The organism is Paenibacillus larvae subsp. larvae, from assembly GCF_002003265.1.
Lineage (GTDB): Bacteria > Bacillota > Bacilli > Paenibacillales > NBRC-103111 > Paenibacillus_H > Paenibacillus_H larvae.
Window position 1 is genome coordinate 392274 of the sequence record NZ_CP019687.1, and the last position, 23847, is coordinate 416120.

Below are 23847 nucleotides of genomic sequence, written 5' to 3' on the forward strand. Positions count from 1 at the left end.
ATGGAGCTAAGAGATTACCAGCAGTCAGCGCGGGAATCCATCCAAGACGAATGGGAAAAAGGCGTCAAAAGAACGCTTCTGGTACTCCCGACAGGCTGCGGCAAGACAATAGTGTTTTCGAAGGTGATTGAAGACCGTGTAAGGCTAGGCGAGCGTGTGCTTGTCCTGGCCCACCGCGGGGAATTGCTTGAGCAGGCTGCCGACAAGCTGGAGAAGTCAACGGGTCTGAAGTGTGCAACAGAGAAGGCGGAACAGACTTCCGTCGGTAGCTGGTATCGGGTTGTTGTCGGAAGCATACAAACGATGATGCGCGAAAAGCGACTGGAACAGTTTGATCACGACCATTTTGACACTGTTATCATCGATGAGGCACACCACTGCATATCGGACAGTTACCAGCGTGTGCTGCAGTATTTCGATGGCGCAAATGTGCTGGGTGTTACGGCCACTCCTGATCGTGGCGATATGCGCAACTTGGGAAGCTATTTTGAAAGCCTGGCCTATGAGTATACGCTGCCCAAGGCGATCAAGGAAGGGTATCTCAGCCCGATCAAAGCCATAACGATTCCGTTAAAGTTAGACCTATCTGCAGTCGGGCAGCAAGCCGGTGACTTTAAAAATAGCGACCTGGGCACAGCGTTGGACCCTTATTTGGATTCTATTGCCGCTGAAATGTGCCGAGTCGCTAAAGATCGAAAAATCGTTGTCTTTCTCCCGCTAGTGAAGACAAGTCAAAAGTTTACAGAAATATTGAATCAATGCGGCTTTCAGGCAGCAGAAGTAAATGGAGAGTCACAAGACCGAGCAGAGATATTAGAAAATTTCGACAATGGCAAATACAACGTATTATGTAATTCCATGCTACTGACGGAAGGATGGGACTGCCCGAGTGTGGATTGCGTGGTAGTTTTACGGCCGACGAAAGTACGTAGCTTATACAGCCAAATGGTCGGGCGCGGTACCCGGCTTTATCCCGGTAAAACTGAATTATTGCTTCTTGATTTCCTCTGGCACACAGAACGTCATGAACTTTGTCATCCGGCCCACCTCATTGCGGAGAATGAGGAAATTGCCAAGGCTATGACCAAGCAGATTGAAGAGGCCGGTATTCCGCTTGATCTGGAGACGGTCGAGAAGCAAGCTGCAGAGGACGTAATCTCGCAACGCGAAGAAGCGTTAGCCAAACAGTTGGAAGAGATGAAACGCCGCAAGCGGAAGCTGGTCGATCCGTTGCAATTTGAAATGAGCATTCAGGCGGAAGACTTGTCCAGCTATGTGCCATCGTTCGGCTGGGAAATGGCTCCACCGAGTGAGAAGCAAATCAAAACGCTTGAGAAACTGGGCATCCTACCAGACCAAATTGATAATGCCGGCAAGGCAACGAAACTGCTCGAACGCTTGGACAAAAGGCGATCCGAAGGCTTAACCACACCGAAGCAAATCCGGTTTCTTGAGCAAAGAGGATTTCAACATGTTGGCACATGGTCATTCGAAACCGCCAAAAGGCTGATTGACCGGATTGCCGGAAATGGCTGGAGAGTTCCGGACGGCATCAATCCTAAAGAGTATCGCGGGGAATAGGAGGTTAATATGAACACTCTTCAATCCGTTCAATTATGCGTAAGTATTCCCATTGTAAGGAATGCGGTAGTGACCAAATAGGTAACGGTGAAGGAACTTTGATCATTGAAGATCATATTTTTAAACGCAGTTGTAAATGCGGGTGGAGTATTGAAGTGAATGAATATGAGGCAATTCAATCATGGGTCGAAACAGGGAAAGGTTGAGAAGCCTATGGAACATAAATTGGATCTTGTTTCTTTACTGGAGTATATCGATCCATCCTACCTAAATTATCAGGAATGGATCAACGTGGGCATGGCCCTCAAATATGAAGGTTATACGGCGAGTAATTGGGATGATTGGAGTAAACGGGACAGCACTCGTTACCATCCCGGAGAATGCTTTAAGAAGTGGACCACGTTTGAAGGTACGGGAACGCCGATCACGGGAGCGACGATCACGCAGATGGCGAAGGATAACGGCTGGATGCCGCGCTCCGCAGATCGCGAGGACCGGGAGCTGGACTGGAATGACGAAATCGCAGGTGATTATGTGGTTGTCGATAAGAACTGGATTGAAGGAAAAGAGATTCACGAGCCGGCCGTCTGGAACCCAGTGCAGCAGTTGACCACATACCTAGAAATATTGTTTGAAGCATCTGAAAATGTCGGCTATGTAGTGGACACTTGGCAAAACGATGAAGGAAAATACCTGCCAACCAAAGGGGCATGGGACCGGTCAGCCGGTGAATTGATTCAGCTACTTAACCAATGTAATGGCGATATTGGGTCTGTCCTAGGGGATTACAACCCAGAAGCCGGCGCATGGATTCGGTTTAATCCGTTGGATGGTAAGGGCGTCAAAAACGAGAATGTGACCGATTTTCGATATGCCTTGGTCGAGTCCGACACGATGGATATTGAAAAGCAAAATGCCATCATGCGGGAACTGGAGCTGCCGATTGCTGTACTGGTCTACAGTGGTGGGAAGAGTCTCCACGCCATCGTACGGATTGATGCGGCTAGTTACGACGAATATCGAAAACGGGTCGATTACTTGTATAACGTTTGTAAAAAGAACGGTCTCAGTATCGACAATCAAAACAGGAACCCGTCCAGGCTATCTCGTATGCCGGGCGTCGAGCGTAACGGTAAAAAGCAATTCATTGTGGACACCAACATCGGCAAATCAGGCTGGGCAGAGTGGCATGAATGGATTGAGGGCGTCAATGACGATCTGCCGGATCCGGAAAGCCTGACGGATTATTGGGACAACATGCCGCAGTTGGCACCGCCGTTGATTGAGGGCGTGCTGCGGCAAGGGCACAAGATGCTCATGGCCGGGCCGTCTAAGGCCGGGAAGTCTTTCGCACTGATTGAGCTTAGCATTGCCATAGCTGAAGGCGGTAAATGGATGGGATGGCCATGCACAAAGGGCAAGGTACTGTATGTCAATTTGGAACTTGACAGCGCTTCTTGTCTCCATCGTTTTAAGGACGTATATAGCGCGCTTAACTGGCAGCCTAACAACCTTGGAAATATTGACATCTGGAACCTTCGTGGGAAGTCAGTTCCGATGGATAAGCTTGCGCCGAAGCTGATCCGGCGCGCAGCCAAGAAGAATTATATTGCGGTCATTATTGATCCTATTTATAAAGTGTTAACCGGTGATGAGAACAGCGCCGACCAGATGGCGCACTTTACTAACCAATTCGATAAGATCGCAACGGAATTAGGAGCCAGCGTCATCTACTGTCACCACCATTCTAAGGGATCACAGGGCGGTAAAAAATCGATGGACCGGGCATCCGGCAGCGGCGTATTTGCACGCGACCCGGACGCGCTGATTGACTTGGTGGAGCTGGAAGTGACGGAAGCTCTAATGAAGCAAGAGGAAAACAAGGCTATATGTGCGGTCTATCAGCAGTTCTTTGAAAAATTTAATCCGGACTATTTGGAGGAACATGTATCACTGGACGACGCATTGAACGCCAAGGCTATGGAAGAACATGCAAAGCGTGCGATTCCTAGTCAGTTGGCAAGCGCTCAAGAGAGAACCAAGCAGGCCGTCCGCAGCGTCCGTATACGCTCAGCCTGGAGAGTCGAGGGCACGCTGCGGGAGTATCCGAAATTTGAGCCGGTAAACATGTGGTTCCAGTACCCGATCCATAAAGTGGATGACGTGGGCAGCTTGAAGGATATTGAGCCGGAAGGAGAAGCACCGGCTTGGAAGAAGGCGACGAACAAGCGGAAGGATTCGGCCAAGAAGGAACGCCGAAGCAAGGCAGAGGAGTTTGAAGAGGTCGTGAAAAACTGCAATTTTGGGGAGCCGCCTACCGTACTGGATGTCATATCATGGTACTCTTCAACTGGAAAAGAGGTTGCGGAACGTACCGTAAGAGATTGGATTAAGAAATACGGCTACGAAATTGATCGGTCAATCGGCTTCCGAATTATCAAAAAGGAAGACAAAGAAGATGAGTAAATTGCGGCGGCAATCATAGTTTTATGGTGGTTGCAATATGTTGCGGCAATCATTAATTTATGGTCGCCGCAAGTTGCAAGCATCATGGTTGCCGCAATTCCGCGAAAAGTTGCGGGGAATGACTCCTATTATTTATATATATCGCGCCCGTAGATAATTAATTTATGTTTATGAAGACTGTAAGTCAGTGGTGGTGTGTAAGGGGGTGGTGGTGTTTTGCTCACGCCACCACCACCCTGTACCACCCCTGCCTATCACTGACTCCCGCGAGAGAGGGGAAGAGAAAATGAAAAAAGAAAAAAAATACGATAACAAATATTGGGAAATGGAAAAAGGGGAAACGATTGAATTTGGCAGCTGCTATTTTATGCGGTGCTATGATAAAGCCGGGAAATTGCAATTCGGAACTAAGTTCAAAAACAAAAATACCGGCGAAGATGTGTTTCAAGTCAAATTCGTTCTTGATCGGGAAGCCTTGTTTTCGAGCGAAGAAGCCCCGAGCTATTTGCGAGGCACAGTAGACGAGTGGGAAGAAATGATTGAGGGTCAGAACAATGACGACTGAGTTCTTCATGGCAATGATTCCGCCGAAAACAACTTCCCAGCAGAAACAGGTTACCGTCGTGAAAAACAAGCCGGTATTTTACGAGCCGCCCGAATTGAAAACTGCTCGGGTGAAATTGATGGCCCACCTTGGGCAACATGTGCCGGAGAAGACGTATGCACGGCCTGTCAGGTTGGTTGTGAAATGGTGTTTCCCAATCACAGGTAAGCGCCAGGACGGGGAGTATAAGATGACACGCCCAGATATCGACAACAGCCAGAAACTGCTTTTTGACTGCATGACGGATTTGAAGTTTTGGAAGGATGATGCCCTGGTGGTCAGCTTGGTTGCTGAAAAGTTCTGGGCCAAGCTGCCGGGCATCTATATCAAGATCGAAGAGGTATAGCCTATGGACTATAAAGCCTTGTATGCAGATGTCGTTGACTGGATCAATCAGGCTAACCAAGTGGCAATGAAATACGGGATGGAGAATGAACAGTTTTGGGTGTGGGTAGCTGACTCTTCCGGTGCTCTAAGCAAGAAGTATCAAGAGAATCGGCTGGTAATTAAACAAATGATGATGCTGGTTGAATGGCTTGAAGAAGTTTACGAAAGCAGGAAAAAGGACTGACATGGGGGGATCGCTCTTGAGTATAAGATATAACCCTCATCTGGGATACGAAGATGAAATGATACCGGCATATGAGAAAATGGTGCATTCAGTAGCTCGAAAATACCGCAGCTGTATTGGTGCAGGACTTGATTATGATGATCTAGTGTCAGTCGGGATGATCGGACTTATCCAAGCATTCCGTAACTATGATCCAGACCGGTTTAACAGGAAAGTGTCTTCATTTTCGACTTATGCCTTTAACATGATCAAATGGAGTATTCAGCGATTTTTGGCGGATAAACGTTTTTCGGTTCGAGTACCCAGATCTATTCAAAACAAATTAACCGTTATTTGGAAACAAGGATGGGATCAAGAGTCAGCCGAGTCTATCGCTGAAAAGACTGGATGGAAGCTTGCTGAAATCCGGGAAGTCAAACGCCATTTAGCCGGGTGGTCGGTAGCTTCGTTAGATCAAGCATTGAGTTCTGATAAAACTGACGAAGAGGCAACTATGCTGGATGTACTTCCTGCTATGACAGATTTTACATCCGTTCATGTTCAAGATTTCTTGTGCGCTTTAAAACCATTAGAACGGGCCGTGCTTGAATTACGGCTGCAGGATCAAACACAAAAGGAAATTGCTATGCACATTGGCAAAACACAGATGTATGTGTCCCGGATTCTTAAGAAAATCAAAGATAAGTATACCCAGTTTCAAGCTGGAACTTTAAAAAGGGAGGCAATAAACATGAGTAAAGGACGCGGAAATCAGATGGTATCTAACCCCGGCATTGAATGGTTTGTCGACGAAGTTGTTCAAACGAATCCCACTATTGGCTTAAATAGCCAAGGGATGCATTTTAATCAAAGAGCAGTCCATCAGATGGGGTGTAAAGCAGGCCAGTGTGTCCAGATTGGTTATGATCCAGAGGGCCCAAGGTTGATCATTCAAGTCGGTGACAATGGCCTGAAGCTTCGGGCTCAAAAAAGCGATAGTGGCCTTCGTATAATCAACAAGCGTTTGCCTGATTGGTTGCGTCGAAAAAAAGTTACCCCCAAACGCTACGCACTTCAAACTGATACGGGATTTTATTACATTGAGCTGGATCGCCATGCGTGAGGTAGATCCTTATTCTAGGAGGGGAAACGGACGATGAATAGCGGTTGTGAATGCAATGATCCATTACGTGAAATTCTCAAAATCTCTAGTCAATTACCGCCGGTTGTTCTTCGAGATATTAACCAAAGGATAGGGGACTGGTTGGCGATGGGCGGACGAAGTACGGATTCTTATATTGTTCAGCAGTTACGTTATGCAAGGCAAACGCTAGAGAGGGTGGCAGAATGAGCAATCAAACGAAATTAAGACGTGGGACTTTTCAACATGTAGAATCTGAGCTTTATTCCTATCATGAGACGAGGAAAGAAATCATTAGATTGAAAAATGAAATTTTGTACGGGTCTACTCCGGCAGATGAAAATGTGGGTGGCAGTAAAAGTAATCTACCGGGTGATCCTACGGGGAAAACAGCAGTCTTATTAACCAGTCACAAAAAACTGGAGCAGTTGCAGGCAATTTCAGATGCAATAGAAACAACTTATAATGCCTTAGACCCAGCGAAACAAAAGCTTGTACGGTTGAGGTACTGGGCTCGACCCCAACTTTTAAACTGGGAAGGTATAGCGAGCCAACTACATGTTAGCCGACGGCAAGCAATGCGCTGGAGGGATGAGATTGTCCGTATGGTAGCCATTAGGTTGGGATGGAGATGACACTATGATGTCACTTTTGGCCTCATAAATCGTGTTATTATGTTAGTGTGATGATTTTGTAGTAAAGGCGTAACTGGCTATGCTTAAGGGTGTACGCGGTTGCGCCTATCTAAATTATCGGAGGTATAAAAAATGAGTAATCCACAAATCGAAAATAATTTTAAATATCATGCGCCAAAAGAAGGGCAGCCGGAAAAATATACTGCTCTTAGAGAAAAGGCTAAAGACCTCGCCTATTTGCTAGATGAGCTTTGCCCGAACAGTAGAGAGAAATCTTTAGCTATTACCAACCTTGAGCAAGCAGTGATGTGGGCGAACGCTGCCATCGCAAGGAATTAAATTATACGGTCAGTCAATGGAGTGGCTTTTTATTTTATGAAGGAGTGGATGAAATATGAATTTCGGACAAGCGCTTGAGGAAGTAAAGAAAGGAAAAGGTATGAGGCTACCACAATGGCGACCTGACGTGGTGATCAAGGCTCAATATCCTGATGAACATAGCAAGATGACGGCACCGTATTTGTACGTTGAGAGTCAATTTGGCAGAGTCCCTTGGAAAGAAACGATGATTGAGTTGTTCTCTGAAGCTTGGGAAGTTGTGACGATTGGGGCTGAGGGAATTGAAAAAGTATCGTAAAAAGCCAGTTGTAGTATCAGCCGAGCAGTGGTGGAAGGTGGGTGATGTCCCAGATGCCCAAATACGGGAACTTGACCCCGATGGGGTTTGCAAGAATATTTGTAAAGTATGTGGAAATTCAGTAGCTTTACATGGGCACTGCAAAACACTTGAAGGTTGGCTTATTGTTTGTCCCGGCGATTACATCATCCAAGGCGTTAAGGGAGAGTATTACCCATGCAAGCCGGATATTTTCACTGAGACTTACGAATCTGTAGAAACATCGGAAAATCAGCTTCCTAAAGGAACTGAAGTAACTAGTTCAGAGGTGGAGATACAATCGACCACAACATTTTGATAAGGAGGTGGACACATGATTGTCTTAGCTTGGATCTTATTAGTGTTATTTTCGCTTAAAGCCATCATAAATGCAGCAGGAGTCATTTGTAGTGAGGGCGTAGAAACAAGGCTAACGCATGCATTAGGTTCTAGCGTAGCTGGGCTAGTTGTATACTTCATGATTGCGTTCTTAAGGATGTAAGGTTTTTACAAAACAACACAATCAAAATATTGGGAGGTGGGGTGAGGTGAAATAGATGGCAAGAGCAAGAAGCCCAAACCGGGAAAAAGCACAGAAAATATGGATAGATAGTGGCGGAACAAAGAAACTGAAAGACATTGCCGAAGAACTTGGTTTAAATGAGTCTCAAGTACGGAAGTGGAAAAGTCTAGATAAATGGGACGATTTAAAAGGTAACGTTCCCTTTACGAATAGTAACGTTACCAATGCAAAAACACCCGGTGCACCAAAAGGAAATAAGAATGCAGTGGGCAATGAAGGTGGAGCACCTAGAGGTAACAGTAACGCCGTAACACATGGTTTCTTTCGCAAATACTTTCCCGAGGAAACGATGGAGATCATGGAGCAAATCTCCGAGCGCTCTCCACTTGACATGCTTTGGGATCAAATTGCCATACAGTATACAGCTATTGTAAGGGCACAACGGATCATGTTCGTAGTGGACAAGGACGACGAAACAAAGGTCCTCAAAAGGCAAAAAACGTCTGATACCATGGCCGAAGTAGAATACGAGATACAACAAGCTTGGGATAAACAAGCTACGTTCTTACAAGCCCAATCTAGGGCTATGTCAACATTACAAAGCATGATTAGGCAATATGAAGACCTCTGTCGCTCCGGGGTGGCTGACGAAGAACAGCAGCTACGTATACAGAAATTAAAAATGGAAATGAAAGAGCTATCGGGTGAGAGTGAAGCTAATGCCCATGAACAAAATAGTGGATATGAGGCAGCTTTAAATGCACAGGCGGTAGATGTGTTTGCTGATGAGGTGGAACATGGCGAAGAAGCGTAAACGCATCACATCATTCAAGTTCAAACCATTTAGCCTAAAGCAGAAGAAGCTTCTCATGTGGTGGACAGATAACAGTATCCACCGTAATAAAGATATTGTCATTGCCGAAGGTGCTATCCGTTCAGGAAAGACAGTGGCAATGATTGATTCTTTTTTAACCTGGTCACTCAGTAAACATCGAAACCAGAACTTTATTGTCGCTGGGAAATCAATGGGGGCTCTTAAGCGTAACGTCCTAGAACCGATGTTTAAGATTTTGGCTGCTAAAGGGATGGACTACCATTACCACAGATCAGAAAACCCACATATCATAATAGGCACAAATACCTATTACCTTTTTGGTGCTGCGAATGACTCCAGTCAGGATGTATTGCAGGGTTTAACGGCAGCCGGGTTATATTTGGATGAGGTTGCTTTATTTCCGAAATCTTTTGTAGAACAAGCAATTGGACGGTGTTCAGCGGAAACAGATGGAAACGGCGCAAAGATGTTTTTCAATTGTAACCCTGCAGGTCCTTATCACTGGTTCAAAACGGAATATATAGACAAGGCTAAAGAAAAGAATATCCTTATCCTTCATTTCACAATGGACGATAACCTGAGTCTTTCCGAGAAAGTGAAAGAAAGATTCCGTCGGATGTTTACAGGTGTTTTCTATAAGCGGTATATCCTTGGTTTGTGGGTTATGGCAGAGGGCATAATATATGACATGTTTTCCGAACGCCATCGGGTAAAGGCACCTCCGATAAAAAAATGCAGTCGTTTCTATGTGTCAATCGACTACGGCACACAAAACCCGACTGTTTTTTTATTGTGGGGACAATATCAAAATAAATGGTATTGTCTGAAAGAATACTATTACGATGGACGAAAATCGGAAAAACAAAAAACAGATCGACAGTATTATGATGATTTGGTGCAGTTTATTGGTGATCTGCAAATATCTAGTATTATAATTGATCCTTCCGCTGCAAGTTTCATAACAACGATACAGGAAAATGACAGATTCAGGGTTTTGAAGGCGAAAAATGATGTGTTAGAGGGGATTAGGAATACAGCTACGTGCCTGTCTAATGATTTAATTCTTTTTGATGACAGTTGTATAAATTGCTTTAAAGAATTTAATACGTACAGCTGGGATCCCAAAGCAACACAACGGGGCCAAGATGCTCCGCTTAAAGAAAATGACCACTGTATGGATGCCATTAGGTACTTTGTAAATACGATCATCCTAGGCAAGTCAGAAGTGAAAGTAAACCTGATGAAAGGAGGTCTATAGGTGGATGCATCGAATGTGTTTATTTTTCCGAGAGAAAAAGACATAACCGGGGAAGTTGTTTCTGATTTTATCTCGAAACACCAAGGTAAATTATCACGATATAAACGTTTAATGGGTATGTACAAGGGTCTACATGAGATACTAAGCCAGAAGAAAAAAGAAGCATTCAAGCCAGATAACCGTTTGGTAGTCAACTTTGCCAAATACATTGTTGACACGCTGAACGGTTATTTTATTGGGAAGCCAATTAGAATAACTCATCAAAATACGGAAATCTCTGATAGAGTGAATGATCTTTTAAAAAGAAATGACCAGGACGACAATAACAGTGAACTGTCGAAGCTTTGCAGCATATATGGTCATGCCTATGAATTTTTGTACCAAGACGAACAGGCCGAAACGTGTATAACGTATAACGGACCGCTTGACATGTTCCTGGTGTATGACGACACGATAGCCCAAAAACCACTATTTGGTGTCTACTACAAAAAAACAGAAGATGGTTATTCAGGGTCTGTTTATACGGCAGAACAGGAATATGTAATTGTGCAATCGGATGATGGTATTACATTACAAAATGGCAAACCAAATGTCTATGGGGATGTCCCCATCATTGAATACATCGAGAATGAGGAAAGGCAATCTGCATTTGAAAATGTAGAAACACTGATTAATGCTTACAACAAGGCCGTGAGTGAGAAAGCGAACGATGTGGACTATTTTGCTGACGCTTATATGAAGATATTGGGTGCAGAAATAAAGCAAGAGTCGCTACGGTCGATACGAGATAACCGAATCATTAACTTATTTGGTCGTGATGTAGACGCTACAAAAATTATTGTGGAATTTATGGAGAAACCATCCGCAAATGAAACCCAAGAAAATCTTATTGATCGGCTTGAGCGCCTTATCTATCAAATGAGCATGGTATCAAATATTAATGATGAAGACTTTGGCAATGCATCCGGGGTCTCGTTGGCATTCAAATTACAATCTATGGAAAATCTCGCATTAATGAAGGAGCGAAAGTTTACAAGTGCGATGAACAAACGTTTCTCCATGATCTTTGCGCTACCTACAAATATCAGTCCTGCTGATAAAGATGAGTGGCGCAATTTAGAATATATCATTACCCGGAATATCCCACATAACACAAAAGAGGAAGCTGAGACTGTTTCCCTGCTGGAGGGAATCATCTCCAAAGAAGATCAATTAAAATTACTGTCAAGCATCAGCAATGTTAAAGAAGCCATTGAAAGGCTCAAAAAAGAGAGAGAAGAATCAAGCAGCTACCCAGACGAGTTTGGGGGTGGCATAGATGGAGAACAAGGAATACTGGGAGAAACGGCAGATAGCACTGTGGAAGCAAGTGGAGAAGAAAGAGAAACGAACGCTGGAAAAGTTGGTTAAAGACTATATCAGAATGGGCAAGCAGTTGGAAAAAGAAATTGCTTACTATTATCAGCGGTACGGTCTGGATAATGTGTTGGAATACCGGAAGATGGTACAAAGTCTGTCCAATAGTGAGAGAGAGATGCTATTTCGGAATTTTGATAAGTTCGCAGTAAACCACCCAGAATATGCGTATCTCCAACCTATTAGGGAGAGCATATACAAGCTAAACCGTCTGGAAGGTTTGCAATTGGCAATCTATTTAAAACAAGCTGAACTAGGGGTTATAGAGCAGCAACTTATAGAAGAGCTTTTAAGTCAAGTCTATAAGACCGGGTATATGTCAACGCTAAAGTATCTCCCAAACGTTCCGGTGTTGTTTGGCATAAGTGATGAGATACTAAGGCAAACAATTTATCAAAAATGGGTAAACGGTGAGAATTTTAGTGATCGAATATGGTTTAACAAAAGGAAACTGATCAATTTTATTCGGAATTACATGAGGGATGCTCTTATAAGGGGGATAGTTACGCAAAGATAATAAAAATGCTACGGGGTAGATTGCAAGTTTCCATGTCCGATGCAAAGAGGCTGATTACCACCGAGAGCGCATTTGTTCTAAATCAGGCTAATAGGCAAGCCTTTATTGATGCCGGTATTAAAAAGTATCAGATAACGGCTGTTTTGGATAATAAAACATCCAAAACATGCCGTGGGTTGAATGGGGAGACATTTGAGTATGGAAAGGATATTGTGGGGGTCACCTACCCACCTTTTCATAGTTATTGCCGTACAACGGTTATACCCATTGAAAATTAGACACTCGTCCAAAACATGCTGATGACGTTAAAAGCTGCAAGGTGAGCAGACAAACAAGTCTATAAAAAGGAGCTAGATATATGATGGAAAACCAAGATAATCAGGAAATTATAGATCAAGGTACAGAAACAACAAAAGAAAACAAGGAGCAAAATAAAGAACAAGTCAAAGAAGAAAAAGGGAAAGTAACTTTCACACCTGAGCAGCAGGCCGCAATTGAGGAGATGTTTTCCGCCAGGTTTGCTCGGGAGAAAAAGAAATCCGAAGCTGAGAAAGAGGAAGCCGCTAAACTGGCTGAGATGAACGCCCAGCAGAAAGCGGAATATGAACGGGATCAATTGCAAAAACAGCTTGAAGAATTACTGAAAAAAGACCGCTTCAACGAGATGAGTAAAGAAGCCAACAAAATGCTAAAAGAAAGCGGTATTGTTGCAGATGATCAAGTCCTTGGTTTCGTTGTGAAAGATACCGCAGAGGCTACACAGGAATCCGTGAAAGCTTTTGTCGATTTAGTAAATGCAAAGGCCGAAGAAATCACAAAACAAAAGCTGTCTGGGACGGCTCCACGGGTTCAGACAAGTACATCAAACGCTATGACGAAATCTGAAATTATGCAGATCAAGGACGCGGCCAAACGGCAAAAAGCAATGGCGGAAAATATCCATTTATTTCAATAGGAGGTATGACAAATGGCAGAAAACGGACTAATTACATCTACAGATTTAGGTAACATAAAATCAATTGATTTTGTAAATCGATACAGTTACAGTATCCAAGGACTTTTGGACGTACTTGGAGTTACAAGGAGGTTGCCACTTTCGCAGGATGTTAAAATTAAAACCTACAAATGGTCGGTTACAAAACCAGCTAAGCAAGTAGAGGAGGGAGAAACCATTCCCTTAACTAAAGTTGAAAAGAAGGAAGACAAAGAATATACCGTTCCTTTTAACAAATACCGTAAAGTAACGACAGCTGAAGCCATTCGCCGCTACGGACATGACCTGGCTGTCAATGAAACAGATGATAAAATGTTGCAAGACATTCAAGAAGATATCAAGAGGACATTCTTTACTTTTTTATCTACTGCACCAACAAAACAACAGGTAGAAGGGTTTCAAAAGGCATTGTCCCTCGGATGGGCGAAAACAAAAACATTTTTCCCTGGAAACCCTCAAATCGTCTCATTTGTAAGTGCCATGGATGTAGCGAAATACTTAGGTGATGCTCCTATTTCTTCAGGTGCTTCTACAGATTACGGGTTTACATTGCTCACGGGGTTTCTCAATCAAAAGGTTTTTGTTTTCGACGACATCCCAGAAGGCAAAGTATACTCTACCGCGATCGAAAATATTGTATTTGCAAATCAACAGGTGAGTGGTAACGATCTGGCAAAAGCGTTTAACCTTACTGTAGATCAGTCTAATTTGATCGGTGTAACGCACTCTGTAATTACAAGCAATGCGACGATTGAAACCCTTGCTTTCCAAGGATCGACTCTGTTCGCTGAAATTTCAAATGGTGTCGTTGAGACTACAATCACAGAGCCGACACCAGAAGAACCTGAAACACCTGAAACGAAGAGTTAATCATGATACAGGACAGGGTAAAGGTCAGAATCCCGGAAATAACGGACGATCTGTTAGGCGAGTTAGAGACAACGGCAAAAGACAGGATCAAGCTCAGATTGGGACTGAATGAATATCCAGAAGAGCTTGATTCCATCACGGTCGAAGTCATTTGTGCCATGTATAACCGCTCATATCACGAAGGGATAAAATCGGAAACGGTCGATACGTTTAGCTCGTCCTTCGTAGATGATATCTTAGCGGAATATGACGAAGACTTCCGAAAATATCTTCTGAACAAAGAAAAAGAAAATAATAATAATAGGGGAGTGGTGAGATTGATATGAAATTCTCGCCACTCTTTTTATATGCCTATGTCGAAACCGGAAAAGATAGGTTGGGAAACCCGATAAAGGAGAAAAAACTGATCCGTAAATCTAGTGGACGCCTATCCAACTGGACGGCAGAGGACATAGCAGCAGATGTGCGAAATTTGACCAAGACTACCAGGAAGATAGTCACAAGGGCGCCGCTGGAGGATTGTAAAAAGTCGGAGCTAGTGGCGTTGGAAGGGACCGAATATAAAATTGTTGAACCCAAAAATTACGGGCGTTGGAGACTTTTGATAGTGAAGGCTTACGGGACGTGATAAAAATGCGCATTGAATTTCAAGGGGTGGAAGCGTTGGAAACGGCTCTTCGCCGCAAAAGTGAAACAGATTTCTTGGCAGTTGGTAGGAAGAACATTCGGGATATTTACGCACGGTCTCAACAAGCAGGAGGTACGCCTGTGGATACGAGCGAACTACGAATGTCAGCCAGATACACCGGGGATGAAATGGGTTATGTGAAAGAATACGCTCCCCATGTGGAATATGGTCACCGAACCGTTAGTGGCGGTTTTGTCCCAGGGCAATATTACCTCAAGCGGAACGTAGACACCCAGCGCCCTATATACAAGGAAGACCTCAGATCCAAACTAAGGGAGTGATGGAGTGTTACAGAAACTCAGTTTTGTAGAGGTATTATCCGCCGTACAAAAAAAAGTAGAAGAAAATACAGGGCTTCGGTGTTACGACTCTATTCCGAATAATGAACCTGTACCTTTTTACTTTGTTGAAATAGTTGGGCAAACGCCGGAGCCATCAAAGACAATGTGGAAAGAAAAATACCAGATATTCATCCATGCGTTCGCGGATGGACGAAACGGCTCTGTACCTATATTTGACTTGATACAGAAACTAGAAGAAGCCCTGACAGAAAGAATCAGAATCCCAGAGCCGTTTGATTTGCTCATGCAAACTCCAACCGGAGTACAAAGAATTTTAATAGAAGAAGATGGAACAAAGCATGCCATAATGGGCTATGATATTGTGATCTGTTACGGCTTTAAAGTTAAGATTTAAAGGAGGTTATAAGATGGCATTTGAAGACAATCTATATTGCGATTTTTCCGGTACTGCAACAAAAGCTATTGCAGGAAAAGATATCCTATTAGCCATTTTTGATAAAACGGGAACAAAACTATTGGCGATTGCCGGACAGAAAGGTCTGAAAATCAACAGGTCTAAAGACTCTATCGAGATCACATCCAAAGATACTAAAGGCGGATGGAAATCAAAAATCGGTGGCATGAAAGAATGGAGTGTTGACAATGACGGGCTTTACGTGATGAATGACGAATCCCATAAAGCATTAGGGGAGTATTTCGAGGGGGATGATCCTGTATGCATCAAAATAGTGAACCAAAGAGATCAAAAAGGCATGTTCGGCGGTCTAGCCATCGTCACAGATTATTCGTTTGAGGCTCCTTTTGACGATGCTATGACATATAGCATCAAGCTGGATGGCATGGGCGCATTGGTGGATCTAACTCTCAACGACAAAGCTAATCAGATGCCCGGGGAAACACCTACCGGAGAAAATAAAGGAGCTGGTGAATAATGATGTTTGAAATTCAAGGGACAGGATACACATTAAAGTTTAATAAGCAGAGAATCAAAACAGTAGAGTTGATGACTAAAAGGTCCGTAATGGCGGAAATCTCAAATAACAATGGCGTGCTATCTATGCAAACACTGGAAGCTTTATTTGCCATCGGCCTCGTAGAAGAGAAAACAAACGTTGCTGTAAAACAGAGTAAAGCAGTGGAGATCTTTGATAAAGTGATGGAAGAAAACGGATTGCTAACTTTGAACAACGCAGTAATTGAAAAACTGCAAGAGGATTTGGGGTTTATGTTCCAGTAAATCTCATCGAATTTGACTATTTCAGCAACACCGAAACCGACGAAGATCCTGAAGAAAGTGAAGACGAAGAAGCCAGTTTGTACTCGTATGAGCGAGAACTGGCTTTTTTTGTTGTCAATTTCCACATGAGCAAACGGGACTTTGACGAATTGACGGAAAAGGAAAAACTTTTCATTCGAAAAGAATGGGAAAACAAGGTCATCTTCGAATCCACGATGACCCGGAACGCGGCCCTAAACGCAATCGCAAATGCAAACCGGAAGAAGAATTCCCGCTTCATAGAGCTTCACAAGAAGAAACGGGAAAGGGCAAACAAGGAATTTAACACAGCAGCAATTGTGGTCATCACACAAACGGAAGAAAGAGAGGGCAAAGGATGGGTTGACGAGATATACAAAGCCAACGGCCTTAGACGCCAAGAATAGGGCGGGAAAGGAGGCCATATATGGCGGATTATACGTTATCTGCAAAAGTAACAGCGGATTCTAGTGGTTTTACAAAATCTTTTCAGAGTGCTGGGGAAGCTATAGACAGTGTAAAAAAGAAAGTGTCATCTGTAGGGGACATTGCTAAAGACATTGGTAGCAAAATTTCCGGGATCGGGAAAACTGCCACTGTAGCAACGGCCCCTATTGCTGCTTTAACGGGGTCTCTGGTCAAGACCGGGGTCGCGTATAAAGCCTTTAAACAAGAATCATTACAGGCGTTTTCCGTATTGCTCGGAAGCGCAGAAGCTGCACAAGCTCACATGCAAAAGATCATGGCCTTTGCAAAAACCACTCCTTTTGCATTCCCGGATTTGGTAACTGCAAACCGGAAACTTGTTGCGTTTGGTATGCAAGCTGAGAAAACCCAACCTGTCATGGAAGCAATCGCAAATGCTACTGCCGCTATGGGTGGAAATGGTGTCCAAATACAAGAACTGGCGGACGTATTCGCAAAAATCCAATCAAACGGGAAGATAACCGGGGAAGAGTTGAACAGGCTCTCAGATAAAGGTATTAATGCTCTGGCGATTTTGGCAAACAAAGCCGGGATTTCCATGGATGACATGCGGAAGAAAATCAGTGATGGTGGGGTAAAATCTAAAGAAGCCATTGATTCCCTTGTTGACGGGATTATGAACGGTACGAACGGGATAGCTGGACAGACCGCCAAAATGGGTGGAATGTTGAATGCTCTGAAAGGTACTTGGGGCGGAGCTGTGGATTCTATGAAAGGAGCCTGGAGGCGTCTAGGAGATGAGGTTGTAAGTGATGACACATTCGGTAAGATGACCGAAGGTGTGAACAAGGTAACTGCGGTGATCGGGAAACTGCCAGCCATCGTAAAACCCCTTGCTGACCAAGTTGGGGCGGCGTTTATAAAAGTTGTTGATGTTGTAGATGGCGTAGTAAATGCATTCCTAAACCTGCCCCCATCGGCACAACAGATAGCCGTATCTGTTATGGCGGCGGCTGTTGCAGCAGGCCCGCTCTTGATTGTGTTCGGGAAATTGATAGGTATAGTTGGCACATCTATAAAGGCTTTCAGTTTCTTACTCAATCCGGTGAGTTTAGTTATCGCGGCAATTGTCGGCTTAGGGTTGGCTTTTAAAACGCTGATGGATAGAAGTGAAACCTTTAGAAATACGGTTAATTCTCTATTACTACCTGTGGTAACAAGAGCAAAGGCCGTATTTGAAGAATTCCAACCTATCATAAATAATTTTGGGAAAGTCATGAATACAACCGGAGGTATCGTAAAATCCTTCTTTACTGATTTTTCAAGGGTCGCGGAACTCAATGGAGTTCTTCATGCTATCCTCCCTCAAGGCCAGGCAGATGCGATTTTTAACGGTTTGATGAGGATTTTACATCCTATCGCTGATTTAAAAGCCGGGTTTCAAGGTGTGGCTGCTGTTGCAAAAGGAAACATAAACACATTTGAGGATCTAAATGATTCGTTAGACGGGGCTTTTGGGGATGTTGGGGTACGCAGAATTCTAGCTATGGGGCAGGCTTTCGGAACAGTTAGGGAGAAAGCCGTATCTGTGGCACAAACAGTTGGTCCAGCGATCGGCAAAGCTTTTTCAAGCTTAGGTCCAATAATGTCGTCTGCACTAGGTAATGCGATCCCTACAATGTCAAATATGTTCAACGTTTTAATTGATGTCATAGCCAGTGTTATTTCCGTTATATCGAGTTTTGTAACAAGCGTGGTAAATGGTTTTAAAACCGCTGGTGTGAGTGGTGGCGCCATGATAACCACCTTGGGGTCAATTATTTTAGGCATAAACCCAGTACTCCGAATTGTTATTTCTATGTTTTCTCAATTCGGACCACAGATATCTACGATATTCGGGCAACTGGTAACTTCTATTGTCCCATTGGTCACAACAATAGGAACGGCAATAGGTCAATTAGCTGCAGCGGTAATTCCGATTTTAATCCAGGCGTTTGCTACAATCATTCCGGTCATAGCGCAAGTAGCGAGTACGTTTTTAACGATCATAAGCAGCGTGTTACCGGTACTCATTTCGCTAATTATGCAACTGGTTCCAGTGATTATGCAGCTTGTTACTATGTTTGCCAGTTTACTCGTACAAATCATGCCACTCGTTGCGACTTTAGTTAGCGCCTTACTACCTGTGATAACGACAATCATACAGGTTGTGATGAACCTGGTGACGGTTCTTATGCCGTCTATTATTGCGATTATCCAGGTGATTATGACCGTCATTCAGGCACTACTTCCTGTTATTATGTCTATTCTTACGGTAGTCATAGAGGTGGTCTCTTCTGTGATAGCGGCGATTTCTCCGATCGTTGCCATCGTCGGTGGGATCATAAATGCTATTATGGCTATTATTGCTCCGATCATTACGTTTATTGCTAGCGTCATATCCAACATTTTCAGTGTTATTTCGCCAATAGTTGCTTTTGTTAGTGGAATTTTTAGTACTGTGTTCAGCATTGTATCTGGAATTTGGAGAAATATAGCTTCTTTCATAGGTGTGTCAATAAATGGGATTGGTACAGTTATCAGTACACTCAGTAGTGTAGTGAGTGGCGTTTTTAACGGTATCAGTAGTATTGTGCGCTCAGTTATGAGTGTAGTAGGTAGCGTAATAACTGGAGTTTTTGGCGGAATACAGGCAGCCTGGTCTGGCCTGACTGGCTTTGTAAGTGGAGTTTTTGGTGGAATTTCTAGCGCAGTGCAATCTTTGGTTGCATCAGTGAGAGGGTTTGTAAATGGCGTAATTGGGGGAATAAACTCCGCGATCGGAGTCATAAACCTAATTCCTGGGGTAAGCATATCAGCTATTCCGCAGCTGCAGTCTGGTACAACCTCATTTAGAGGCGGATTTGCAAGGATGAATGAAGGTGGACGAGGTGAGCTGGCATTACTTCCTTCCGGGACCCAAGTAATCCCGCATGATGTAAGTATGAAATATGCGAAAGAAAGCGCTCGAGCTAATGCTTATCAGGGAAACTATGAGGGGCAAACAACTGTAGACCTATCATCTATTGAAGAGTGGTTGAGACGGTTATACCAAAAAGACCCATCCATAAGTATCGACGGTCAAAAATTTGCCGAGATCACTCATAAACATTATGACAAAGTATCCGGCAGTCAGACTGAACTAACAGAAAGGTGGACGTGATCATGAGAAAAGAAGGTATACAATTTAACAACATTCACACGTCCGAATACAACCTATCGTTGATTAGCCGTGAGGGTAACCCACCAGAAAAAAAGAGAGTAACTGAATCTGTTCCATATATGCAAGGGGAATATGATTTTTCCTGGATGGTTGGGTATATTCCTTTTGAAAATCGGACGCTGGTGTATAACTTTCTGCTGGTTAATTATAAATACGAAGATAGAAAAGTCCTGGAAACTGCATTATCCAACTGGTCGCTGGGGGCAAAACGTCAAAAACTGGTTGATGATGCGGTTCCAGGATATTATTTTTTGGCGGAATGCGTGAAATTTGAATTTGTAGACACATATCACGGGATGGAAGTCAAACTTACATTTGACACATATCCTTTCAAAATTGCGGAGATGGAGGAAGGTAACGATTTATGGGACCCGTTCAATTTTGAACTGGACGTTGCCCAAACAACTTCATTTGATGTGAATGGATCTGTAAAGGCAATTTTGTATAATCCCGGAGCAAATAACTTAAACCCAAAAATAAAGACCTCTGCTCCAATGAAAATCATGAAAGACGGGATCACGTATGATGTGCCCGAAGGAGAGTCAAGTTCATCGGATTTTATTCTTACGATCGGCGAAAATGGCCTGACTATTGAGGGTAAAGGAACTGTCTCATTCCATTTTTATAAGGAGTTGGTCTGATGTATAAAGTCAGCTTGATAAACGATGGACTAGAGACAGTCATACACAGTCCACATGTGGATGATTTGAAGCTTTCTAGTGGGATGATCAATCTTGGATTGAACCAAATTGATAGCTTCACTTTTTCTATTAACTTGGGAAATCCTGGATATGGGAAAATTAAGCCGCTCAGGACTCTGGTAAAAGTAAAGGATACGAAAAGAAACAAGATAATTTTTGATGGTCGGGTCCTCAAGCCTCAATCCAGCATGTCAGATTCAGGTATGTTTTCAGGTGCGTATATTTGTGAATCCAAAATGGGTTATTTGCAGGACTCAGCCCAACGCCATGCGGAAATTCATGACACCAGCATAAGGGATTTCTTTCAGATTATGATAAATAATCATAACCGGAGCGTAGAGCCTTATAAGCGTTTCCAGGTAGGAGAGGTAACGGTCATAAATACCACGGATAACGTATATCGGTATCTCTCATATGACCGTACTTTCCCAACCATAAAAGATAAATTGATTGACCGGGAAGGCGGATACCTACGCATACGGGAAGACGGCGGAACGACCTATATAGATTACCTGGCTGAGATCGGAGAGGTTAAAGCAACTCAAATCCGAATTGCCAAAAATCTAAAAAGCATAAGTAAAGAAGTAAACCCAACAGAGGTCATAACCCGCCTGGTGCCGCTGGGTGAGACCATCCAGAGCGAGGATGAAACTGCAACAGATGCTTCTCCGCCGCGTTTAACAATTGCTGAGGTTAACGGTGGTATTGATTATTTGGACGATCCGGAAATGCAAAAAGAATTCGGAATTATAGAGGGTTCGGTGACCTGGGATAACGTCACTGAGCCTTCTGTTCTGCTCTCCAAAGGACGCGATTACCTAAAGAATCAAAAGGCAGCCAGAGTGACCTACACTATTAGCGCCTACGATCTATCCCTAATTGGGTTAGATGTAAATAGTTTTGAAGTGGGTAACTGGCATCCAGTAGTTAATCCTGTATTGGGCATCATCGATGAACCGCTACAAATAATAGAAAAACAAATTGATATCAATAGTCCTCAAAATGCCGCTCTAACTATTGGGCAAAAATATAGGACATTGAGCCAGTACCAGGCGGAGACAAACAAGGCAAGGAAAAGCGTTGTTAATCTTCGGGATACGATAGCTTCACAAACGGAAAAGGTAATAGCCTTGAACGAATCGCTTTCAGCGGCACAGAAGACCATTAAGGAGTTACAACAAACCGTTAATAATGCTGATTTGGGCAATTTGCAACCCACGCTGGACGCTATTAATACACAATTAGGAAAACTGGCGGAAAAGATAAATGCCATTGGGGCGGAGATTCCGGCCGACCTAGCGGCAAATCTGAAACAAATCCAGAGTAATCTAACAACCTTAAAAACTTTTAAAAAGAATCAGGATTTGTTAAATGCCGATTTTGAAAATAGGCTTACTAAGTTAGAGGGAGGTAAATAATGGCGGATATAAGTAAATATTTGAAGCAAATCCGGACCGCTATATATGGAAGGGAAGTACGCTCCAGTATCGCGGATGGTATAGAGGCGGTAAACACTGCACAGGAAACCTTGGATCAAAAGTTTGATGATCAAATTGCAAATATGACGCCCCCAAATAATCCATCTCTCGCGGAAGTAGTAGACGCGAGAACATCCGGGGTTACTGGGAATAAATACGTTACATTGGGGAAAAGGCTTGATTCAGGGGAAATTGAATCCAGGACGTATACAGACGAGAAGATAAGCGAACTGGTTCTTGGGGAGGTTCGGTCCGTAAACGGAAAGACGGGAAATGTGGTGCTTACCGCTTCCGATGTTGAAGCGGTGACATACCTTGAGATGCGAGAAGAACTAAGGAAGTATGCGCTTCTGGGAGAGCCCGGGGGACAATACACGCCTGATCTACTAAACGGCTGGTACGTACAAGCAGGCGAAGTTAAAGGGGTTTGTTATTACAAGGACCAATTCGGTTACGTGCACATCTACGGCGCCGCAGAGGGTGGGAAAACGGACTTTGGGACAGTGCTTTTTAACCTTCCTGCCGGGTTTCGCCCGTCTGGCATTGTCCGCATAGGCTGCGTGATGATAAATTGGGAGGGTTACGCAAGGTCTATTCAATTTCTCGGGGTTTACCCCAGCGGGGAAGTATTGATAGAAAGTAATGGGTTACCTGGAAAGGTAACATTTTGCATATTCCCAAGTACATTCTATTGCCAGAGATGAGAGGTGAAATCATGGAACTTATACAGGCTACAAGAGTCACAAAAGACGGAAAATACAAAGAAGCACTGGCTTTATACCCGAGGGGGGACAAGTTTTTTAATCTACTTGGGCAAGAGGTTACAATGGACGAAACTGTCGTATTTGTCCCCTTGCCTAAAGGTATCTATACTCCTATTTGGAATTTTGGGAAAAGGTTTGGGAAGAAGGATTAAGCCCTAAGGAAATAGAGGATATTAAGAATCGCCCAGATCCCCCCAGACCCGCTTAAAATAATGGCGGAAGAGGTAAAAGCCTTGCAAGAGGCTCTTAACTATCTGTTGCTAGGAGGTGAGAAGGATTGAGGAGCCCGCTGTATAATCATTTTTACTATTGTTGGCGAAATGAAACAGTCACATTGGATCAGTTGGGGAGGGCGGTAGAAAAGGAATTTATCACAGGAAAAGAAAAGGAAGAGATAACCAAAACAGAACTGAAGAAAGAAATGTCAATCGACGCCGATAAGTAGGCGTTATTTTTATGCTCAAAAACAGGAGGATCGTATGGAGCAATTAGGAAAATGGGCTGTGGCGGCAGGGGGTGCAAGCGTTTCGTATTTTTTCGGTGGGTGGGGGCCGCGCTGGATATATTGCTGCTAGTGGTCATCATTGATTACCTTACGGGAATGGTAGCCGGCTTTATTGAAGGAGGATTGAAAAGCAAAGTGGGATTTGTGGGGATTGCCCGGAAGGTCGGTATCTTTGTGGTTGTTGTTATTGCACACAAAGTTGATGCCTTGCTTGGACAGTCCCACTTCCTCCGTGATACGGCTGTAATTTTTTATATAGTAAACGAGCTATTAAGCATACTAGAAAACTGCGGCCGTGTTGGTGTTCCTATCCCGCCTGCCCTTCGCGAAGCTATCCAAGTGCTGAAAAAGAAATCGGAACAGAAGGAAGAACGAAAATGACAATTACAATTTCATTGATAGATAAAAATATATATGCTCT

The 23847-nt window shown here is 43.7% G+C and carries 32 protein-coding genes and 1 pseudogene; all 33 read left to right on the forward strand.

From position 1 onward, the window contains the following. The 33 genes and pseudogenes from BXP28_RS02165 (at position 1) to BXP28_RS02320 (ending at position 23807) form a co-directional block, all read left to right on the forward strand. Positions 1–1581, forward strand: coding sequence for a DEAD/DEAH box helicase (locus BXP28_RS02165; protein WP_036658317.1), 1581 nt, complete (start codon positions 1–3; stop codon positions 1579–1581). A gap of 35 nt (positions 1582–1616) precedes the next feature. Continuing rightward, complete coding sequence (locus BXP28_RS02170; protein ID WP_077584865.1) at positions 1617–1787, forward strand: DUF3797 domain-containing protein; 171 nt, start codon at positions 1617–1619, stop codon at positions 1785–1787. Then, a complete protein-coding gene (locus tag BXP28_RS02175; protein WP_235430714.1) occupies positions 1741–4047 on the forward strand; it encodes an AAA family ATPase in 2307 nt (768 codons plus the stop codon). Before BXP28_RS02170 ends, BXP28_RS02175 begins: the two co-directional genes overlap by 47 nt. Before the next feature lie 286 nt (positions 4048–4333). Then, on the forward strand, positions 4334–4612 hold the full coding sequence (locus BXP28_RS02180) for a hypothetical protein (RefSeq protein ID WP_036658320.1): 279 nt from the start codon (positions 4334–4336) through the stop codon (positions 4610–4612). Further along, positions 4602–4997 carry a RusA family crossover junction endodeoxyribonuclease gene (locus BXP28_RS02185; RefSeq protein ID WP_036658322.1) on the forward strand — a complete coding sequence of 132 codons (396 nt, stop codon included), beginning with the start codon at positions 4602–4604 and terminating at the stop codon, positions 4995–4997. Before BXP28_RS02180 ends, BXP28_RS02185 begins: the two co-directional genes overlap by 11 nt. Before the next feature lie 3 nt (positions 4998–5000). Further along, complete coding sequence (locus BXP28_RS02190) at positions 5001–5222, forward strand: hypothetical protein (RefSeq protein WP_036658324.1); 222 nt, start codon at positions 5001–5003, stop codon at positions 5220–5222. A gap of 16 nt (positions 5223–5238) precedes the next feature. Beyond that, entirely contained in the window at positions 5239–6324 is a 1086-nt protein-coding gene (locus tag BXP28_RS02195) for a sigma-70 family RNA polymerase sigma factor (protein WP_158673680.1), read from the forward strand. 33 nt (positions 6325–6357) lie between these two features. Then, positions 6358–6552: a DUF6877 family protein gene (locus BXP28_RS02200; RefSeq protein ID WP_036658328.1), complete on the forward strand. Its 195-nt coding sequence runs from the start codon at positions 6358–6360 to the stop codon at positions 6550–6552. Further along, positions 6549–6977: a DUF722 domain-containing protein gene (locus BXP28_RS02205; RefSeq protein WP_036658330.1), complete on the forward strand. Its 429-nt coding sequence runs from the start codon at positions 6549–6551 to the stop codon at positions 6975–6977. Before BXP28_RS02200 ends, BXP28_RS02205 begins: the two co-directional genes overlap by 4 nt. Before the next feature lie 132 nt (positions 6978–7109). Next, positions 7110–7316, forward strand: coding sequence for an Acb2/Tad1 domain-containing protein (locus BXP28_RS02210; protein WP_036658332.1), 207 nt, complete (start codon positions 7110–7112; stop codon positions 7314–7316). Between the two features lie 55 nt (positions 7317–7371). Then, positions 7372–7614 carry a Thoeris anti-defense Tad2 family protein gene (locus tag BXP28_RS02215; RefSeq protein WP_046655181.1) on the forward strand — a complete coding sequence of 81 codons (243 nt, stop codon included), beginning with the start codon at positions 7372–7374 and terminating at the stop codon, positions 7612–7614. Continuing rightward, on the forward strand, positions 7598–7951 hold the full coding sequence (locus BXP28_RS02220; RefSeq protein WP_198963594.1) for a hypothetical protein: 354 nt from the start codon (positions 7598–7600) through the stop codon (positions 7949–7951). Before BXP28_RS02215 ends, BXP28_RS02220 begins: the two co-directional genes overlap by 17 nt. Before the next feature lie 238 nt (positions 7952–8189). Beyond that, positions 8190–8969 carry a phage terminase small subunit gene (gene terS / locus BXP28_RS02225; RefSeq protein WP_023484968.1) on the forward strand — a complete coding sequence of 260 codons (780 nt, stop codon included), beginning with the start codon at positions 8190–8192 and terminating at the stop codon, positions 8967–8969. Beyond that, the gene (locus BXP28_RS02230; RefSeq protein WP_023484969.1) at positions 8953–10248 is read left to right on the forward strand and encodes a PBSX family phage terminase large subunit; all 1296 of its coding nucleotides are present in this window, start codon (positions 8953–8955) and stop codon (positions 10246–10248) included. The genes terS and BXP28_RS02230 overlap by 17 nt, the downstream gene beginning before the upstream one ends. Beyond that, positions 10249–11658 carry a phage portal protein gene (locus tag BXP28_RS02235; protein WP_023484970.1) on the forward strand — a complete coding sequence of 470 codons (1410 nt, stop codon included), beginning with the start codon at positions 10249–10251 and terminating at the stop codon, positions 11656–11658. After that, positions 11567–12181: a hypothetical protein gene (locus BXP28_RS02240; RefSeq protein WP_158529811.1), complete on the forward strand. Its 615-nt coding sequence runs from the start codon at positions 11567–11569 to the stop codon at positions 12179–12181. Before BXP28_RS02235 ends, BXP28_RS02240 begins: the two co-directional genes overlap by 92 nt. A gap of 32 nt (positions 12182–12213) precedes the next feature. Continuing rightward, complete coding sequence (locus BXP28_RS24870) at positions 12214–12459, forward strand: minor capsid protein (protein WP_313778954.1); 246 nt, start codon at positions 12214–12216, stop codon at positions 12457–12459. 80 nt (positions 12460–12539) lie between these two features. After that, on the forward strand, positions 12540–13136 hold the full coding sequence (locus tag BXP28_RS02250; RefSeq protein WP_023484972.1) for a DUF4355 domain-containing protein: 597 nt from the start codon (positions 12540–12542) through the stop codon (positions 13134–13136). Positions 13137–13148: 12 nt separating this feature from the next. Beyond that, positions 13149–14045 (forward strand): hypothetical protein, encoded by an 897-nt coding sequence (locus BXP28_RS02255; protein ID WP_023484973.1) that lies wholly within the window; start codon positions 13149–13151, stop codon positions 14043–14045. A 2-nt stretch (positions 14046–14047) separates the two neighbouring features. After that, the gene (locus BXP28_RS02260) at positions 14048–14371 is read left to right on the forward strand and encodes a phage head-tail connector protein (RefSeq protein ID WP_023484974.1); all 324 of its coding nucleotides are present in this window, start codon (positions 14048–14050) and stop codon (positions 14369–14371) included. Continuing rightward, the gene (locus BXP28_RS02265; protein ID WP_023484975.1) at positions 14368–14673 is read left to right on the forward strand and encodes a hypothetical protein; all 306 of its coding nucleotides are present in this window, start codon (positions 14368–14370) and stop codon (positions 14671–14673) included. Before BXP28_RS02260 ends, BXP28_RS02265 begins: the two co-directional genes overlap by 4 nt. Before the next feature lie 5 nt (positions 14674–14678). Continuing rightward, the gene (locus BXP28_RS02270; RefSeq protein ID WP_036658585.1) at positions 14679–15014 is read left to right on the forward strand and encodes a hypothetical protein; all 336 of its coding nucleotides are present in this window, start codon (positions 14679–14681) and stop codon (positions 15012–15014) included. 4 nt (positions 15015–15018) lie between these two features. Further along, complete coding sequence (locus BXP28_RS02275) at positions 15019–15429, forward strand: DUF5072 family protein (RefSeq protein ID WP_023484976.1); 411 nt, start codon at positions 15019–15021, stop codon at positions 15427–15429. A gap of 13 nt (positions 15430–15442) precedes the next feature. Then, entirely contained in the window at positions 15443–15967 is a 525-nt protein-coding gene (locus tag BXP28_RS02280) for a phage major tail protein, TP901-1 family (protein WP_023484977.1), read from the forward strand. A 2-nt stretch (positions 15968–15969) separates the two neighbouring features. Then, complete coding sequence (locus BXP28_RS02285; protein WP_036658588.1) at positions 15970–16272, forward strand: hypothetical protein; 303 nt, start codon at positions 15970–15972, stop codon at positions 16270–16272. A 125-nt stretch (positions 16273–16397) separates the two neighbouring features. Further along, positions 16398–16761 (forward strand): annotated as a pseudogene (locus tag BXP28_RS02290) (phenylalanine racemase). After that, positions 16718–19918, forward strand: a complete 3201-nt coding sequence (locus tag BXP28_RS02295) for a tape measure protein (RefSeq protein WP_023484978.1) — start codon at positions 16718–16720, stop codon at positions 19916–19918. The pseudogene BXP28_RS02290 and the gene BXP28_RS02295 overlap by 44 nt, the downstream one beginning before the upstream one ends. 2 nt (positions 19919–19920) lie before the next feature. Next, on the forward strand, positions 19921–20619 hold the full coding sequence (locus BXP28_RS02300; protein ID WP_036658337.1) for a hypothetical protein: 699 nt from the start codon (positions 19921–19923) through the stop codon (positions 20617–20619). A gap of 56 nt (positions 20620–20675) precedes the next feature. Continuing rightward, positions 20676–22097, forward strand: a complete 1422-nt coding sequence (locus tag BXP28_RS02305) for a phage tail spike protein (protein ID WP_158673688.1) — start codon at positions 20676–20678, stop codon at positions 22095–22097. Beyond that, positions 22097–22861: a hypothetical protein gene (locus BXP28_RS02310; protein ID WP_023484981.1), complete on the forward strand. Its 765-nt coding sequence runs from the start codon at positions 22097–22099 to the stop codon at positions 22859–22861. Before BXP28_RS02305 ends, BXP28_RS02310 begins: the two co-directional genes overlap by 1 nt. 11 nt (positions 22862–22872) lie before the next feature. Continuing rightward, positions 22873–23073, forward strand: coding sequence for a hypothetical protein (locus tag BXP28_RS02315; RefSeq protein WP_036658339.1), 201 nt, complete (start codon positions 22873–22875; stop codon positions 23071–23073). Between the two features lie 125 nt (positions 23074–23198). Further along, positions 23199–23366 (forward strand): hypothetical protein, encoded by a 168-nt coding sequence (locus tag BXP28_RS22385; RefSeq protein ID WP_155116252.1) that lies wholly within the window; start codon positions 23199–23201, stop codon positions 23364–23366. A 129-nt stretch (positions 23367–23495) separates the two neighbouring features. Then, positions 23496–23807 carry a phage holin family protein gene (locus BXP28_RS02320; protein ID WP_313780425.1) on the forward strand — a complete coding sequence of 104 codons (312 nt, stop codon included), beginning with the start codon at positions 23496–23498 and terminating at the stop codon, positions 23805–23807. Positions 23808–23847 lie beyond the last annotated feature (40 nt).